Source organism: Bartonella henselae str. Houston-1 (assembly GCF_000046705.1).
In the GTDB taxonomy this organism is placed as follows: domain Bacteria; phylum Pseudomonadota; class Alphaproteobacteria; order Rhizobiales; family Rhizobiaceae; genus Bartonella; species Bartonella henselae.
Genome location: NC_005956.1, coordinates 605,284 through 621,106, shown reverse-complemented (window position 1 = coordinate 621,106; position 15,823 = coordinate 605,284). Strand labels below are relative to the sequence as shown.

Here is a 15,823-nt window from a genome sequence, read left to right as displayed (position 1 = left end):
ACTTTATTTGGAACGAATATCCCTCTTAAAATTATATTTTAATGGCGGAATTTGATATAAAAACTGAGGAAAGTATGGTACCATAAACTGAATGACCCCCCAACTTATAAGGCTTCCCAAAATTGTACCAGCCAAAATATCAAAGGGATAATGTACGCCAACAAAGATACGCCCCCAACAAATCAAACATAAAAATATCGCTGCAAACCGAGAAGCAATTTTGTATCTATAAAAATAGAAACACGCCATATAAGAAGAAATAGTTAAGGCATGATTACTAGGAAAAGAAGCTGTTGCACGATGCTTAATCAGTGGCGTTGTCAAACCCACAACAAAAGGGCGTGGACGTAAATAAACAAGGGAAATCAGATAACCTATAAAAAGAGCCATACAAATGCTCACACAAATGCTGAGCACTACGCGTCGTTCCCTATCCCCACCGCAAAACCACAATGCACAAAGATGTAGTGGTATAATATAAATTAAAAACTTTGCACAAAAAACACTAAACAAAACTAAGACAGACCATGATTGATGATGACTAGCAAACATTTCAAAAAGTGCAACATCAATCTGGTTTAAAAAATCCATTCTTTTCTCCTTCCTTCTTATAATTTTATAGCATTGTCTTTTCATAAGAAGAGCAAACTGTATAAAAAATATATCAAGATTTAATAAATCACATTTTTTATGAGCATAAACTTGCTATTTTAAAAGATAAGCTGTAAATACCGAACGTTCGTTACCGGCATTTTGGCTGGAGATTGAACGGAGGACTGAAAATTACCAGTAGGAAATGCAATATTTCCGACCTCCCGTATCTTCGCTCTCGAATGTCTCGAATTGTAAACGCGTCCTTTCTTCTTTGGATTTCCAAAAAAGACAAGTCGCAGAGGCTTTGCGCTAAAACCGGTAAAGTTTAATTGAAGAAAGGCAAAACAATGGCTCTTTATGAACATATGTTCCTTGCCCGACAAGATATTGCACCGCAGCAAGTTGATGAACTTTTGAATATCTACAAGGGTGTCATTGAAACGTACGGTGGAAAAGTTGGGCGTGTAGAAAATTGGGGTCTTCGTCCCCTCGCTTATCGTATTCGCAAAAACCGTAAAGCTTATTATGTACTGGTCAATATTGATGCACCAGCTACAGCAATTGCTGAAGTTGAACGTCAAATGCGAATCAATGAAGATATTTTGCGTTATATGACCATTCGTGTAGAAAAACACGAAAAAGAAAAGTCTGCTATGTTCTCGCGCCTTGATCGCAATGGTCACATTGGCCATGATGAAAAGCATCCTCGTTCTCCAAGTCGTCAACGTGAAGATGTTATTGAAGGAGTAGAATAATGACTGAGATGAATCAAACTGCAATACGTCGTCCTTTTCATCGCCGTCGTAAAACATGTCCGTTTTCAGGTACTAATGCTCCAAAAATTGATTATAAAGATATCAAATTATTACAGCGTTATATTTCAGAACGTGGGAAAATTGTTCCTTCACGGATTACAGCCATTAGTCAGAAAAAACAGCGTGAATTAGCTAATGCCATCAAACGCGCGCGTTTTCTTGGCTTGCTTCCATACGTTATAAAATAAAAAATGCGTCTCTGCAGCTGGGGAACTCCTCAGCCGCTTTTCTTATATGATTTGGAAATAGTTCATTTTACTATAGGAAGATATAAAATATCAAAGTTGGGGTATGACAATGCTCCTAACTGCTGAAAGCAGGACAGCAATAAATGAAAAATTTTCGTACTTATGAAATAATGACTGGTATTTTAGCTGGGTTATTTGCTGTTGTTATAGGAATGGCAATCATCAGTGTTATAAATATCGCGCCCTACTTTTCTTTTCTTCTTGGTTGTTTTCTTTCACTGCCAATTTTTATTGTTGCGTTCGGTCAGGGAACATTAGCTAGCCTTGTTGCCTTAATAAGCGCCACTGTTGTTCTCATCATAGTTACAAATATTTACATTGCTTTTGGCTTTATGTTATTATTCTTTCTTCCTGCTGTCTATGCTTCTTGGCTCCTTGGGCTTGCACGACCAGCGCAAAAGGAAAATTCGTTGATATGGTATCCATTATCATCGGTTATCTTTCATTTAACCAACTTTATAGCTCTTATATCAAGCTTTATAGGACTCTATGTTGAAACTCATCCATCAACATCTCTTATTGCGAAGAAAATCACTGCAAACATAGCACAAGCTATGCAACAATCACAGTCATTAAAGGAAGCTGATATAATTGCCTTTAGAGAACTTTTAATGACGCATGCAGCAACTTTAACAGCTATTGTTTTGACTGTTTATAGTCTGATTTTTCTCATTGGTAATCTTTATTTTTCAATGATAACAGCACAGCATATGAAGTGGCTCAAAAGACCCCGTGATGATTGGAGCAAAACTCTCCGACTCCCAATCTCAGGACTTGTTATTTTCATTGGTGTTTGTATAGCATCTATGATTGAATTAGGCCTCACTCTTAATTTAAGCGCACGTGTCTTTAGCACTGCGTATACTGTCGTTATATCAATCAGTGGACTAGCGTATCTCCACAATATTACAAAAGGAATAAATGGTCGGATCATTATACTCTCCCTTGTTTATATTGCTATTTTAACCGTCGTTTTTGCTCCACCTATTTCTTTTATGATGCTTTTAATGGGTATTTGGGCAGCTATTCAATACAACTTTCAGTCACGCAACAAACTTCACTAATTTATTAGTTCGAAAGGAAAAACTATGGATATTATTCTGCTTGAGCGCATTCCTCGTCTCGGTCAGATGGGTGATATTGTCTCAGTTAAAGATGGTTATGCACGTAACTTTCTCCTGCCTCAAGGTAAAGCTTTACGTGCTAATGAAGCTAATAAAAAACATTTTGAAATACAGCGCGCGCAACTTGAAGCTCGTAATCTTGAACGCAAAAGCGAAGCAGAGAAAATTGCTGAAAAACTTGATGGTAAATCTTTCATTGTCGTGCGTTCAGCTGGTGAAACAGGACAACTTTACGGATCTGTATCAACACGTGATATTTCTGAAATCATAACAAGTGAAGGCTTTTCTATAGGACGCAATCAGGTTGAACTTAATCATCCAATAAAAACGATTGGCCTCCATACCATCATGCTTAGCCTACATCCTGAAGTTCAAATTTCTGTGATCATTAACGTTGCGCGTTCAGCCAGTGAAGCACAACGCCAAGCAGAAGGTGAAACTCTTACCTCTGCCGAAGCAATCTACGATGTTAGAAAAGAACTATTAGCAGAAAATCAAGAAGAAACGTTCGCAGAAAATCAGCAAAAAGCGTTAGCAAAAGAAATGAATGACAACGATGCAAACAGCATCAATGAAGAGGCTTAATTGCCATTTTTCTCTGTTTTGCATCTTTTTATTTTTCTGCCGTTTAAATTGGTATTTCATAAAATACTCAGCACTAAAAGCTGAGTATTTTATTATTATCATAATAACTTAAAAACTAAGTTTTTGTTATAGAATCAACCTTTGATGTGTTGTGTAAAAACATCGAGGAATAAACATTATACATATTGTGACAAGCAATTTACATTAACAAGACCACAATCAGAAAAAAAAGATAAAATCACTTTTGGAGAGACAAAGAACTTCTTCAATCATTTTCAGTGCTTTTGATAATAAGGGCACACAAAATTCTGTTGTAATATCACGCTTTCTTTCCATATTTTCAGCAGAAATTTTCTATAAATCAACGTCAATCTAATCTTTATGAATATTACACCAAGGATTTGTATGAACACCTGTAAGAATAAGCAAGCGCAAAACTAGACGTATTATCGTTTTTGTTTTGCAAAGTGTCTGATAAAAAGTCGGAGTATCTTTCCAATCCATAAGTCCGCATATCTTCCGTTTTATGGCATTTTTCCCCAAAGAGCCTTTGCTTTTTCTTCTGCCTATAAAGTCAACATCCAACCCTAGCGCAACAGCATATTTGAGACAAATATTAGGGATGGTTCAGTGCTTTACGAGCTATATCAGCTTTCGCATGCTAAGTTGGAGCAAGAATATGTACGTATATTTGTTTGGTTTATCCCTGAAACGAGAAGATAGCCAATTTGGGGAAAATAAAAGCCCGTAAAGGTAAGCACCAGCTCCTAGCCTTATTCATTATCCTTTAATTCGGCTTTACGGTTTTCAAAAGTATTTAAATTAATATCTTTGAAATAATGGAGACTGCGCATTGCTTCACGTTTTTGTTCCTGATGTTCTTTAATGGAGTCGTGCCCCACACGCAAAACGAAATGCCATTATGTTGCACATTCACGCGCTTGTTTTCAAGAGATATCTCTTAATGCTCCCAAGCATACTTCAACGGCTGCATCTGTGAGAGGTATAATGGTAAAGCCATTGTGCACCACTACCTTTGTGTTTATGAGGTGCAAACCGGCACCATTATTCTCTTTGCCAGCTCAAAATATCCCGATACCTTTTGTATTGAGAGATTCGTAAGAAGCATTTTTACTCCTTTAAGTAGTTCTTCCCCCCCCTTATGACATACACGAGAATGCTTTGATTAATTCACTACAAGAGAATTTAAGATAAAAGAATTTTACAATACTCGGAGCTTTCATTCAAGTTAAAAACGGTAAATTATCTTTATAAATCAATATAATGTATATATTTTAAACCACGTAATGTCCTAATATTCAAAACACGGTGGCATATTTTTTTAGAAAACAGAAAAACCAATTTTGAAAATTACTTGATACCCTTACCTGAAATTTTTAATTTAAAAGGTAAAATATAAAGGAATATGTTACATATTAAGCCTTGCATGTATTGTCATTAAGAAATTAGAGATCAAAACCTTTAAAAATTGAAAACGTGATTTTAACTTAACGAAAATTTATAATCCTGTTTTTATATATGCATTACTCGATTTATTGCTTAAAATAGCTAAACACAATCTTAGTGGAAAAAATGTTATGGAAGAAACAAGCGTCGTCAATTTCAGCTCTTCGCAAAAAGAAGAAGCTTCTTTTCGAGAACTTCCACACAATATTGAAGCCGAGCAAGCATTGCTTGGAGCACTTCTTATTAATAATGATGCGCTCGATCGCGTTTCAGATTTTCTAAAACCCGAACATTTTTTTGAACCATTGCATCAAAAAATCTACGACGTTGTGTCTCATCTTATCAAAAATGGAAAACTTGCAAATCCGGTTACTATCAAGCCCTTTATTCCAGCAGAAGAAAAAATTGGAGATATTACTGTATTTAATTATGTTATTCGTTTAGCTAAAGAAGCAGTAACAATCATTAATGCTGAGGATTATGGACGAGTCATCTATGATCTTTTTATCCGGCGATCCTTGATTAATATTGGTAACCAAGTTGTTAATACAGCTTTTGATGCCCCTTTAGAGCTTACGCCATCCCAACAAATTGAAACTGTTGAAAATCAGTTGTTTGAACTAGCAGAAAAGGGGAAATATGGCGGTGGGTTTGAAAATTTCAATGAGGCTATCAAAAAAGCTATTGACATGGCAACCGCTGCAAAAAAGCGTTCTTCACACTTATCAGGGATAGCAACCCATATTAAAACACTTGATGAAAAAATGGGAGGATTACAACCCTCTGACCTCATTATCCTTGCTGGTCGCCCTGGTATGGGTAAAACATCACTGGCTACCAATATTGCCTTTAATATTGCTAATGCTTGCAACCATGATGCCAACACACAAGAAAATGAGGGAGGTATTGTTGGATTCTTCTCGCTTGAAATGTCATCAGAACAGCTTGCAACCCGTATTATTTCGGAACAAACAGAGGTTTCCTCTTCTGACATTCGACGTGGATCTATTTTAGACGAGCAATTTTCCAAAATCATCCGTGCCATGAATCAACTACAAAAAGCACCTCTTTACATTGACCAAACTGGTGGGATATCCATCGCTCAATTAGCAGCGCGCGCACGGCGTCTCAAAAGACAACACGGTTTAGATGTCTTGATTATTGACTATATACAACTCATGACAAGCAATTCGAAGCGTTCGTCTGAAAACCGTGTTCAAGAAATTACAGAAATTACGACAGGACTCAAAGCATTAGCTAAAGAACTGAATATACCCATTATTGCGCTTTCACAGCTTTCACGCCAGGTCGAAAATCGAACAGATAAACGTCCACAACTTTCAGATTTACGGGAATCTGGTTCCATTGAGCAAGATGCCGACATTGTCCTTTTTGTGTACCGTGAAGAATATTACCTTAAAAATGGAGAACCAAAGATAGGCACTCTTGAATATGAAAGATGGCAAGAAACAATGGACAAAGCTTTTGGAAAAGCGGAAGTTATTATCGCAAAACAACGTCATGGACCAACAGGAACTGTTCATCTTGCTTTTCAGTCTGATTTTACACGCTTTAGCGATCTGGCAGACAGTAATTATCTTCCAGAGCAATATGGTTAATCATTATGGCACGCATCCGTGTTCAATTTATCTGTCAAAATTGTGGGACTGTCCATTCACGCTGGGCTGGCAAATGTAATTCCTGTGGAGAATGGAATTCCCTTATTGAAGAAAATGCGAATAGCGGCATCGGCACTGGCCCCAAGCAAAATGTTCATAAGGGGCGTGTAGTGGCTCTTACATCTCTTTCTGGAAATATCGAAGATGCTCCACGCATCCATTCTGGCATTGCTGAACTTGATCGTGTGACTGGAGGTGGTTTTGTACGTGGATCAGTCTTACTTGTTGGTGGCGACCCTGGTATTGGAAAGTCAACATTGCTTACACAAACAGCAGCAGCCTTATCGCGAAAAGGACATCATGTTATCTACGTTTCAGGAGAAGAAGCTGTTGCACAAATCTGCCTTCGTGCCCAAAGGCTTGATGCTGCAAATACAAAGGTTAAGCTCGCTGCTGAAACTAATGTTGAAGATATTCTTGCAACCTTAAGCGAACACAAAAACCTTGATATGGTTATTATCGATTCTATTCAGACCCTATGGTCAGATGCAGCAGATTCAGCACCCGGTACTGTCACACAAGTGCGCATTAGCGCTCAAGCAATGATCCGTTTTGCAAAAAAAACAGGAGCAGCTGTTGTTCTTGTCGGCCATGTTACAAAAGAGGGACAAATTGCCGGTCCTAGGGTTGTCGAACACATGGTTGATGCTGTTCTTTATTTTGAAGGTGAAGGTGGACATCACTATCGAATCCTTAGAACTGTAAAAAATCGCTTCGGACCAACTGATGAGATTGGTGTTTTCGAAATGTCTGATAAAGGATTACGGGAGGTAATCAATCCATCTGAACTTTTTTTGGGTGAACGAAATGAAAAAGCACCAGGAGCTGCTGTTTTTGCAGGAATGGAAGGAACACGTCCAATACTAGTAGAAATTCAAGCGCTTGTTGCTCCCTCTTCACTCGGAACACCACGACGTGCCGTTGTTGGATGGGATGGCAATCGCCTTTCAATGATTCTTGCCGTCTTAGAAGCTCATTGCGGTGTCCGCTTTGGACAACATGATGTCTATCTGAATGTTGCAGGAGGATATCGTATATCAGAACCAGCAGCTGATTTAGCTGTTGCCGCTGCTTTGGTATCCTCTCTCACAAATATTCCTCTCCCAACGGAGTATGTCTATTTTGGTGAAATAAGCCTTTCAGGAGCTATCCGCGCGGTTTCTCATTCAGCACAGCGTATCAATGAAGCCCAAAAACTCGGTTTTCAAGGATCTGTTCAACCCACCACAACAACCAAAATGATAAAATTGCCAACTTTTCAACAAAAAACATTCTCTGAACTTTCTGAATTGATCGCCGCTCTTGCCACAGGTAAATAACGAACTACTCTACATGCATCATAATAAAGAAAAAACTCTACAAAATGAAAAAGATCCTTGCTATAAGAATAAAAAATGGCATAACCCCAAAATACTTGCATGCCATTTAAATAAAGTGCAATTTTATGTATAAGGAATAAACAAATGATCATAACAGTTCTTGATGGAATTGTCGTAGCAGTCATCCTGTTTTCTGCCTTTCTCGCCATGCTCAGAGGATTTTCACGCGAAGTATTATCGTTAATTTCTTGGGCAATTGCAGCTGTTGTCACATTATTTTTATTTAAACCCGTAGTGCCCTTCTTTGAGCAGTATATTTCTAATAAAATGGTTGCGTTGATCACTACATTGATTGTAATTTTTATTATTGTTCTGATTATTACTTCAATCATTACAATGAAAATATCCGATTTTATTATTGATAGTCGAATTGGTATATTTGACCGCACTATCGGTTTTATCTTTGGAGCACTGCGCGGCTTATTAATCATGGTCATTGGCATGTTACTCATTAATGCACTTGTCAAACCTGAACAACAACCTGACTGGTTAAAAAATGCAAAAACAAAGCCCATCATTGATTCACTGGGACAAAAAGTCTGGAACATATTGCCTAAAAACCTCGACACTGTTCTCGAAAAAACCGAACAACTCTTTAAAAGAAACGATGCAAACACAAATGATCAACATTCTCATGAAAATATGTCCCAACAAAATGGAAAATAATTTGTCATTGAGGAAAAAATTCAGATAATACTAATGCATGATATGAACCGTTTCTCACATCATAATCGAAAGAATACGATGACAAAAATCGACATTCCATTTCAGGAGTTTTCATTGAATGACGATACCCTTCATGAAGAATGCGGAGTCTTTGGTATTCTTGGCCATGAGGATGCAGCGACTTTAACAGCTCTTGGACTTCACGCGCTTCAACATCGTGGACAAGAAGCAGCTGGGATTGTTTCTTACCATAATAAAATGTTTCATCAAGAAAAGCATCTAGGTCTTGTTGGTGATCATTATACAAACCCCGCAACACTTGCGCGTTTACCGGGAAATCGCGCTATCGGGCATACCCGTTATTCAACAACTGGAGAAATAGCATTACGCAATGTGCAACCCCTTTTTGCTGAGTTAAAAGCTGGAGGTATTGCCATTGCCCATAATGGCAATCTTACTAACGGTCTTACATTACGCCGAGAACTCATTGCTTCCGGTGCTATCTGCCAATCAACATCAGATTCTGAAGTTTTTCTTCATCTTATTGCTCGTTCACGTTATGAATCGTCGTCAGATCGCTTTGTTGATGCTATTCGAAAAGTGGAAGGTGGTTATGCCATGTTAGCGCTCACACGCACCAAACTGATTGCTGCGCGTGATCCAATAGGTATTCGACCTCTGGTGATGGGTGAACTTCATGGTAAACCAATATTTTGTTCCGAAACCTGTGCCCTTGATATTATTGGAGCAAAATATATTCGCGATGTTAAAAATGGAGAAGTCATCGTATGTGAAATACAAAAAAATGGGGAAATCACCACAAAAATTATAAAACCAGAAAATAAGAAACCAGAAAAACTTTGCCTTTTTGAATATGTCTATTTTGCGCGTCCTGATTCAATCGTCGGAGGACGAAGTGTTTATATGACACGTAAAAATATGGGTATCCGTTTAGCTCAAGAAGCCCCCTGTGAAGGTGATATTGTGGTTCCTGTTCCTGACGGGGGAACACCCGCTGCAATTGGTTATGCCCAAGAAATTGGAATTCCCTTTGAGCTTGGTATTATTCGTAATCATTACGTCGGACGCACATTTATCGAACCAACACAACAAATTCGCGCTTTTGGGGTTAAATTAAAGCATTCTGCAAATCGTCCTGTTATTGAAGGAAAACGTGTCATTCTGGTCGATGACTCCATTGTACGAGGAACAACATCCGTTAAAATTGTGCAAATGCTCCGCGATGCAGGAGCAAAAGAAGTTCATATGCGCATCTCTAGTCCTATGATTTTCTATCCCGATTTCTATGGTATTGATACACCTAAAGTTGAAAGTTTGTTGGCTAATCAATATCCAGATTTAAAAGCTATGTGCAATTTTGTTGGAGCTGACTCATTAGAATTTCTTTCAACAAATGGTCTATATCTTGCTGTGATAGGAGAAAAACGAAATAATGCTGATCCACAATTTACTGACCATTATTTTACTGGAGATTATCCTACACATCTAGTCGATCAAGAAAGTATTCCTAAAATTTATCAATCATCTGTCCTAAAAACAAGAGATTAAGGATGAAAAAACTTGATTTTAGTCTCTTTGGTCGTGTTGCACTCGTTACCGGTGCTTCAAGAGGAATTGGATATCATTTAGCATTAGAGCTTGCAGAACGTGGCGCTCACATTATTGCTCTTGCACGAACAATGAGTGGGCTCACTGAACTTGACAATCAAATCCAAAAAAAAGGTGCTCGCGCAACACTCATTCCAATCGACTTACATCATATGGAAAACATTGATGCTCTTGCTACTTCAATTACTCAGGATTGGAAAAAACTTGATATTATGATCGCAAATGCAGGAATCCTTGGAACTCTTTCACCAATAGCTCACATAGAAAATAAGGTATTTGAAGATATTTTTCAAATAAATCTTATCAGCCAATGGCGCTTAATGAAAGCTGTTGAACCCTTATTGCGTAAATCTGATGCTGGACGAGTAATTCTTTTATCTTCAAGCGTTGCTCATGTTGCCCGCGCTTTCTGGGGACCCTATGCAGCCTCTAAAGCGGCTCTAGAAATTATTTCCCGTTGTTGGGCAGAAGAATTAAAACAAACCCCAATCAAGATTAATTGTGTTGATCCCGGTGCAACACGCACTGCCATGCGCGCCCAAGCTATGCCTGGGGAAGATCCTCAAACTCTTCCTCCACCACAAGAAGTTGCAGAAAAGATAGCACATTTACTCTCACCTGATTTAAAGGAAACCGGCAAACTCTTTAATGTGCGTAAAAATCGATTCATGAATTATCACGCACCTAATTAAAGCAATAAATTAATTTATAAAAATAATTCATTTTTTTCTGATGAATTAGAAAAATCATTTAAGAAAATAGTAAATATATCTTTCATAAACTATCTAAATTAAGAGTCATTATGGCATTGCAAACTAGCAAATATAATGATGATGAAGGTTTGTGTCTTTAATTGTAAAAATGATAGTGCATAATGGATTTTTTATCTCCTCTACAAACCGCTGTTATATGAAAATGCGGCATGGGTGTTCTGTAGTCATTAACAAATGATTTAAATCAATCCATGTCACTTATTAAATCGATTAGCCGAAATAGTAAAATGCGATTAATGCTTCTTTCTTTAATCTTTTATTAATGCGCTTATTGCTGAAAAGATTGATTAAGCTTCTTATTGTTTTCAAAAAGAATAAAGTTACGCTTTTGAGATCACCAACTTAGCTAAAGTCACACATTCGGAAATTGCAAGCGTCTTTGCAAAATAGGCTTGGAAGAAACTTGCTATTTTTTGTTAAGAGCCATAGAAACAACCAAACTAATTAATTTTTTTCTGTTTCTATTTTTCTTACTAAAAATCAAATATAAAACTCTATGAACTTGAGAGCGTTTTAATATTTGCCTTTTTTTCTTCCAAAGCAGCTCGTTTATTATAAGCTACAAAGCTACACGGAAGAAAAATCATATAACTAACAGCTGTAATCAATAAAGTGTGCCATGTATAAGTTGCCAGAAAACCTACATAAATAACAATGCCCAGCATGCACGGTACAACGATATCACGTCTCAAATTTTGATTAATTGTTTTTCCATTCCATACAGGTAAACGACTGACTAAAAGAAAAGCAATAATCACAGTATAAAGGCTAAAAAACAATGCCCAACTCCAACTTGGAACCAAACCAAGAGCTCCTAAATACATAGGCAATAAAAGCAATAACGCTCCCGCTGGGGCAGGAACACCAACAAAATAATTCCCCTGCCATTTTGGTATATCTGTGTTATCCAACATCACATTAAAGCGTGCTAAACGCAAACAACAAGCAACACAATAGACAAGCCCTGCAATCCAACCGACTTGGTGAGCTTGATTCAAAACAAAAGAATACACAATAAGTGAAGGTGCAACACCAAAATTAATAACATCGGCAAGAGAATCCATCTGCGCTCCAAAAGATGAACTTCCATCCATTAAACGGGCAATGCGACCATCAGCCCCATCTAGAATTGCTGCCAAAAGTACCATTAAAATAGCAGCCTCATAGCGATGCTCAAAAGCCAAACGAATACTGCTCATCCCTGCGCAAATTGCCAAAATAGTAATAATATTAGGAATGATATACCGCATCGGTGTGGGTGAACGCCACCGATTTGCAACATCATCATGCTGTCCTTCAGGATTAAATGAAGAAAATAGCGAAAAATTTCCCATTGTTCGTCCTAATCGAATCTAAATTCAGTTGTAGCACTCTTATCGTCAAAAGAACCTAAAACTGTTTCTCCAGCAATTGATGTCTGACCAACTGTAACACGCAATTTCACTTCATTTGGTATATAAATATCAAGACGAGACCCAAAACGAATGAGTCCAAAACGTTGTCCAGTAACAACGGAATCATCTTCTTGTGACCAACAAACAATTCGGCGCGCAATTGCTCCAGCTATCTGTACTACGCCAATTTTACCATGTTTGCTGTCAATCACCACCCCATTTCGCTCATTAAACTGGCTAGCCTTATCAAGCTCAGCATTGGCAAACTGACCTGGATGATAGATAATAGATTCCACTTTACCACTTATAGGAACACGGTTGATATGGCATGAAAAAATATCCATAAATACGGAAATACGGATCATTTCTGCATTCCCTAATCCCAACTCTTCAGGGGGAATACAGGGCCCCACAAATGAGATGCGCCCATCAGCAGGAGATATAATCCAATTTGGATTCAAAGGGATTACGCGCTCTGGATCGCGGAAAAAATAGATACACCATACCGTGAGGACAAGGCCACACCAAAACAAAGGACTCCATACCCAACCAAGAATGAGTGAAATAACAAAAAAAGCTATGATAAAAGGATAACCCTCTTTATGAATTGGTGCAAAGCTATTATGGACAGATTGTAGAATACTCATATAATTTCCTATTCATCAATATGATCTAAACAAGTAATAAAGCTTTTTGTTCCTCCCATCTTTCTCTATACTTAATCAATCACTCTCTATAAAGCTAAAGATCATTTCATACAGCTTATTTTTTACGATTAACAACACCCAACTCATCTTCTTCACGCATTTTACGTAGTTTTTCTTCTGCTTGCGATGCTTCAAGTTGCTTATTCCACATTGAAGCATACAAACCTTTCTTACGCAAAAGTTCTGTATGTGTCCCATTTTCAATAATACGACCATTTTTGAGAACTAAAATTTCATCAGCATTGATAACAGTAGAAAGACGGTGAGCAATTATTAATGTTGTACGTCCACGACTTATAATATCCAATGCTTGTTGAATTTCTTGTTCTGTTGCCGTATCAAGAGCCGCGGTTGCTTCATCGAGAATAAGAAGTGGAGGAGCTTTTAACAGTGTCCGTGCAATAGCTACACGCTGTTTTTCACCACCTGATAGCTTAAGCCCACGCTCACCTACCATAGACTGAAAGCCTTCCGGAAGCATCTCAATAAATTTTGATATCTGTGCCATTTCAGCAGCTTTGTGCATCTCTTCCTCTGTAGCACTTGGACGCCCGTAGTAAATGTTATAAGCAATTGTATCATTAAATAACACTGTGTCCTGCGGTACCATACCAATAGCTTCACGCAAACTTTTTTGTGTTACATTACGGATATCTTGTCCATCAATTGTGATAGAACCTGCATCAACATCATAAAAACGAAAAAGCAACCGAGAAATAGTCGATTTACCAGCACCTGATGGACCAACAATTGCAACGGTTTTGCCTCCCGGAACCTCAAAATTAATATCTTTGAGAATTTGGCGATTCTGATCATAGGAAAATTTTACCTGATTAAACCGAATACTCCCATTATTGACCACTAATGATTTGGCATCTAATTTATCACTGATTTCCTTCTGAACATCTAAAAGATCAAACATAGCTTCAATATCAGTTAAGCCTTGTCGAACATCACGATAAATTGAACCAATAAAATTTAACGGAATAGAAAATTGTATTAAAAGCGCATTAATAAAAACAAAATCCCCTAAAGTTTGTGTTTTATAAAAAATTTCGTAAGCCGACATCAACATCAATGTCGTCATTCCAATACCAAAAATAAAGGCCTGACCAAAATTCAACCAGCCTAAAGATGTCCAAATCTTCGTCGCGGCTTTTTCATAACCTGCCATAGAAGAATCAAATCGACATGCTTCTAGAGTTTCATTGCCAAAATATTTAACTGTTTCAAAATTTAAAAGAGAATCAACAGTACGTGTATTAGCCTCAACATCTGCTGTATTCATTTCTTGCCGAATACGAATGCGCCAATCACTCGCTTTAATTGTGAACCAAGTATATAAAACAACTGTTACAACAACTATAAGAAAATAATGCCATCCATAACTTACATACAATACAAATGCCGTCAGAACAAATTCTAAAATCGTTGGTACTGTATTAAGAATTGAAAATCTAACAATAGCTTCAATTCCCTTCGTCCCGCGCTCAATCACACGAGAAAGGCCACCTGTTCGCCTTTCCAAATGAAATCGCAAAGACAGTTCATGAACATGTACAAAGGTCTTATAGGCTAACCGACGAATAGCATGTTGACCAACCGTCGCAAAAAGAGCATCCCGTAATTGGTTTAGTCCAGCCTGAATAATACGTGCAACATTATATGCCAAAACGAGCATGAGAGGCACAACCCAACTGGATGGAAACCATACAGGAAACTCTAAGTTCACATTGAGTGCATCTGTAGCATATTTAAAGAAATAAGGGACAGATATGAGAATCAGCTTGGCTAAAATAAGATAAAACGTTGCCCATATAACACGCATCTTTAGATCGCGCCGATCTGCAGGCCACATATAAGGCCATAAGTTATAAAGCGTACGTAAAGTTTGTCCTGTATCTGACGATACAGTTTTTACTATTTTATTCCGTTTCATAAAACCCTAACTTCTCTATCATCCATTCAACAAATATTATAATTCTTCCTCTTCTTGTCGTTTACAGATCATATTTTTTCTATACGCTTTCGGTAAACTATACTTATTATAACTGTTTCAGCCTAGACTGTTTTTGAAAAAGGGACAAGAAATAATCCTTGAGAGGATTTATTAGTTTGATCTGTATTCTTCTCATACCATTCTGCTGCAAATAAATTCTCAACCTTTACATGCTTTTTTTTCAATTCTGCTTGAAGCCATTTTTTTGATTTACCAATCTCTTTAAGACCATCATCGAGAATTTTGCCACTTTGCACTAAAATAGTAGATTTTTTCCCCTCCTCCTTTTTAATAACAGTATAATCGCCATTGGTCTCCAAACGAACAAAAGCCGCTTCATGTAAATTACAGCCTTTAATACGTAACATTGTAATTAAATCATTTACACTGATACCCAACTTCTTAATCTCATCCATTTGGAAAACACCATCTAAAACTAATGCAATACTTCGCCCCATAACAAGATGACGAAAAAAAACTGAATGGCGTCCCCATAAATTAAGTGAGGTGATCAAAGTTTGCCAAATAAATAAAACAAGCAATAATTGAATGATACTGATATTGTGATTATAAATAACGCCCCCAATGATACTCCCCATCACAAAATTGCTTACCAAATCAACCGGTGTCATTTGACTAAGACTACTACGACCCATGGTTCTTAAAATGAAGAGGAAGGCTACAAGGCCTACAATCAATTTAAGTGCAACATATCCATAATAAGATAAAAATTCCATCAAGCTTCCTCCTTAGTTATGAAAGCT

At 37.5% G+C, this 15,823-nt stretch carries 15 protein-coding genes; 9 read left to right on the top strand and 6 right to left on the bottom strand.

From position 1 onward, the window contains the following. Nucleotides 1-3: 3 nt before the first annotated feature. A complete protein-coding gene (locus AYT27_RS02765) occupies nt 4-591 on the bottom strand; it encodes an undecaprenyl-diphosphatase (RefSeq protein WP_011180463.1) in 588 nt (195 codons plus the stop codon). Between the two features lie 350 nt (nt 592-941). Between AYT27_RS02765 and rpsF the strand changes: the two genes are divergently transcribed. The 4 genes from rpsF (at nt 942) to rplI (ending at nt 3,366) form a co-directional block, all read left to right on the top strand. After that, nucleotides 942-1,349 carry a 30S ribosomal protein S6 gene (rpsF, locus tag AYT27_RS02755; RefSeq protein ID WP_011180462.1) on the top strand — a complete coding sequence of 136 codons (408 nt, stop codon included), beginning with the start codon at nt 942-944 and terminating at the stop codon, nt 1,347-1,349. Then, nucleotides 1,349-1,597: a 30S ribosomal protein S18 gene (gene rpsR, locus AYT27_RS02750; RefSeq protein ID WP_011180461.1), complete on the top strand. Its 249-nt coding sequence runs from the start codon at nt 1,349-1,351 to the stop codon at nt 1,595-1,597. Before rpsF ends, rpsR begins: the two co-directional genes overlap by 1 nt. A gap of 143 nt (nt 1,598-1,740) precedes the next feature. Next, nucleotides 1,741-2,721 carry a hypothetical protein gene (locus AYT27_RS02745; protein WP_011180460.1) on the top strand — a complete coding sequence of 327 codons (981 nt, stop codon included), beginning with the start codon at nt 1,741-1,743 and terminating at the stop codon, nt 2,719-2,721. A 24-nt stretch (nt 2,722-2,745) separates the two neighbouring features. After that, nucleotides 2,746-3,366 (top strand): 50S ribosomal protein L9, encoded by a 621-nt coding sequence (rplI, locus tag AYT27_RS02740; RefSeq protein WP_011180459.1) that lies wholly within the window; start codon nt 2,746-2,748, stop codon nt 3,364-3,366. Nucleotides 3,367-4,139: 773 nt separating this feature from the next. On the opposite strand, the gene AYT27_RS09550 is transcribed toward rplI, so the two are convergent. Next, a complete protein-coding gene (locus AYT27_RS09550) occupies nt 4,140-4,274 on the bottom strand; it encodes a hypothetical protein (protein ID WP_263283921.1) in 135 nt (44 codons plus the stop codon). A 690-nt stretch (nt 4,275-4,964) separates the two neighbouring features. Here AYT27_RS09550 and AYT27_RS02730 point away from each other — a divergent pair. The 5 genes from AYT27_RS02730 (at nt 4,965) to AYT27_RS02710 (ending at nt 10,878) form a co-directional block, all read left to right on the top strand. Next, nucleotides 4,965-6,452: a replicative DNA helicase gene (locus tag AYT27_RS02730; protein WP_011180458.1), complete on the top strand. Its 1,488-nt coding sequence runs from the start codon at nt 4,965-4,967 to the stop codon at nt 6,450-6,452. A 5-nt stretch (nt 6,453-6,457) separates the two neighbouring features. Continuing rightward, nucleotides 6,458-7,831, top strand: a complete 1,374-nt coding sequence (gene radA, locus AYT27_RS02725) for a DNA repair protein RadA (protein ID WP_011180457.1) — start codon at nt 6,458-6,460, stop codon at nt 7,829-7,831. Between the two features lie 144 nt (nt 7,832-7,975). Continuing rightward, nucleotides 7,976-8,557 (top strand): CvpA family protein, encoded by a 582-nt coding sequence (locus AYT27_RS02720; protein ID WP_011180456.1) that lies wholly within the window; start codon nt 7,976-7,978, stop codon nt 8,555-8,557. A 78-nt stretch (nt 8,558-8,635) separates the two neighbouring features. Then, complete coding sequence (gene purF / locus AYT27_RS02715; protein WP_034447399.1) at nt 8,636-10,126, top strand: amidophosphoribosyltransferase; 1,491 nt, start codon at nt 8,636-8,638, stop codon at nt 10,124-10,126. Between the two features lie 2 nt (nt 10,127-10,128). Next, a complete protein-coding gene (locus tag AYT27_RS02710; RefSeq protein ID WP_011180454.1) occupies nt 10,129-10,878 on the top strand; it encodes an SDR family NAD(P)-dependent oxidoreductase in 750 nt (249 codons plus the stop codon). A gap of 575 nt (nt 10,879-11,453) precedes the next feature. On the opposite strand, the gene pssA is transcribed toward AYT27_RS02710, so the two are convergent. From pssA to AYT27_RS02690, 4 genes are all read right to left on the bottom strand, one after another. After that, a complete protein-coding gene (gene pssA, locus AYT27_RS02705; protein WP_011180453.1) occupies nt 11,454-12,293 on the bottom strand; it encodes a CDP-diacylglycerol--serine O-phosphatidyltransferase in 840 nt (279 codons plus the stop codon). A gap of 8 nt (nt 12,294-12,301) precedes the next feature. Beyond that, nucleotides 12,302-13,000 carry a phosphatidylserine decarboxylase gene (locus AYT27_RS02700; RefSeq protein WP_011180452.1) on the bottom strand — a complete coding sequence of 233 codons (699 nt, stop codon included), beginning with the start codon at nt 12,998-13,000 and terminating at the stop codon, nt 12,302-12,304. Between the two features lie 115 nt (nt 13,001-13,115). Then, entirely contained in the window at nt 13,116-14,999 is a 1,884-nt protein-coding gene (locus tag AYT27_RS02695; protein ID WP_011180451.1) for an ABCB family ABC transporter ATP-binding protein/permease, read from the bottom strand. A gap of 122 nt (nt 15,000-15,121) precedes the next feature. After that, a complete protein-coding gene (locus tag AYT27_RS02690) occupies nt 15,122-15,796 on the bottom strand; it encodes a DUF421 domain-containing protein (RefSeq protein WP_011180450.1) in 675 nt (224 codons plus the stop codon). Between the last annotated feature and the right edge of the window lie 27 nt (nt 15,797-15,823).

Bases quoted from the DNA above. Each gene is read 5' to 3' on its own strand.
- AYT27_RS02700 (WP_011180452.1), bottom strand. From the start codon at position 13,000: ATGAGTATTCTACAATCTGTCCATAATAGCTTTGCACCAATTCATAAA.
- rpsR (WP_011180461.1), top strand. From the start codon at position 1,349: ATGACTGAGATGAATCAAACTGCAATACGTCGTCCTTTTCATCGCCGT.
- rplI (WP_011180459.1), top strand. From the start codon at position 2,746: ATGGATATTATTCTGCTTGAGCGCATTCCTCGTCTCGGTCAGATGGGT.
- purF (WP_034447399.1), top strand. From the start codon at position 8,636: ATGACAAAAATCGACATTCCATTTCAGGAGTTTTCATTGAATGACGAT.
- AYT27_RS02720 (WP_011180456.1), top strand. From the start codon at position 7,976: ATGATCATAACAGTTCTTGATGGAATTGTCGTAGCAGTCATCCTGTTT.
- AYT27_RS02765 (WP_011180463.1), bottom strand. From the start codon at position 591: ATGGATTTTTTAAACCAGATTGATGTTGCACTTTTTGAAATGTTTGCT.
- AYT27_RS02745 (WP_011180460.1), top strand. From the start codon at position 1,741: ATGAAAAATTTTCGTACTTATGAAATAATGACTGGTATTTTAGCTGGG.
- radA (WP_011180457.1), top strand. From the start codon at position 6,458: ATGGCACGCATCCGTGTTCAATTTATCTGTCAAAATTGTGGGACTGTC.
- pssA (WP_011180453.1), bottom strand. From the start codon at position 12,293: ATGGGAAATTTTTCGCTATTTTCTTCATTTAATCCTGAAGGACAGCAT.
- rpsF (WP_011180462.1), top strand. From the start codon at position 942: ATGGCTCTTTATGAACATATGTTCCTTGCCCGACAAGATATTGCACCG.
- AYT27_RS02695 (WP_011180451.1), bottom strand. From the start codon at position 14,999: ATGAAACGGAATAAAATAGTAAAAACTGTATCGTCAGATACAGGACAA.
- AYT27_RS02730 (WP_011180458.1), top strand. From the start codon at position 4,965: ATGGAAGAAACAAGCGTCGTCAATTTCAGCTCTTCGCAAAAAGAAGAA.
- AYT27_RS02690 (WP_011180450.1), bottom strand. From the start codon at position 15,796: ATGGAATTTTTATCTTATTATGGATATGTTGCACTTAAATTGATTGTA.
- AYT27_RS02710 (WP_011180454.1), top strand. From the start codon at position 10,129: ATGAAAAAACTTGATTTTAGTCTCTTTGGTCGTGTTGCACTCGTTACC.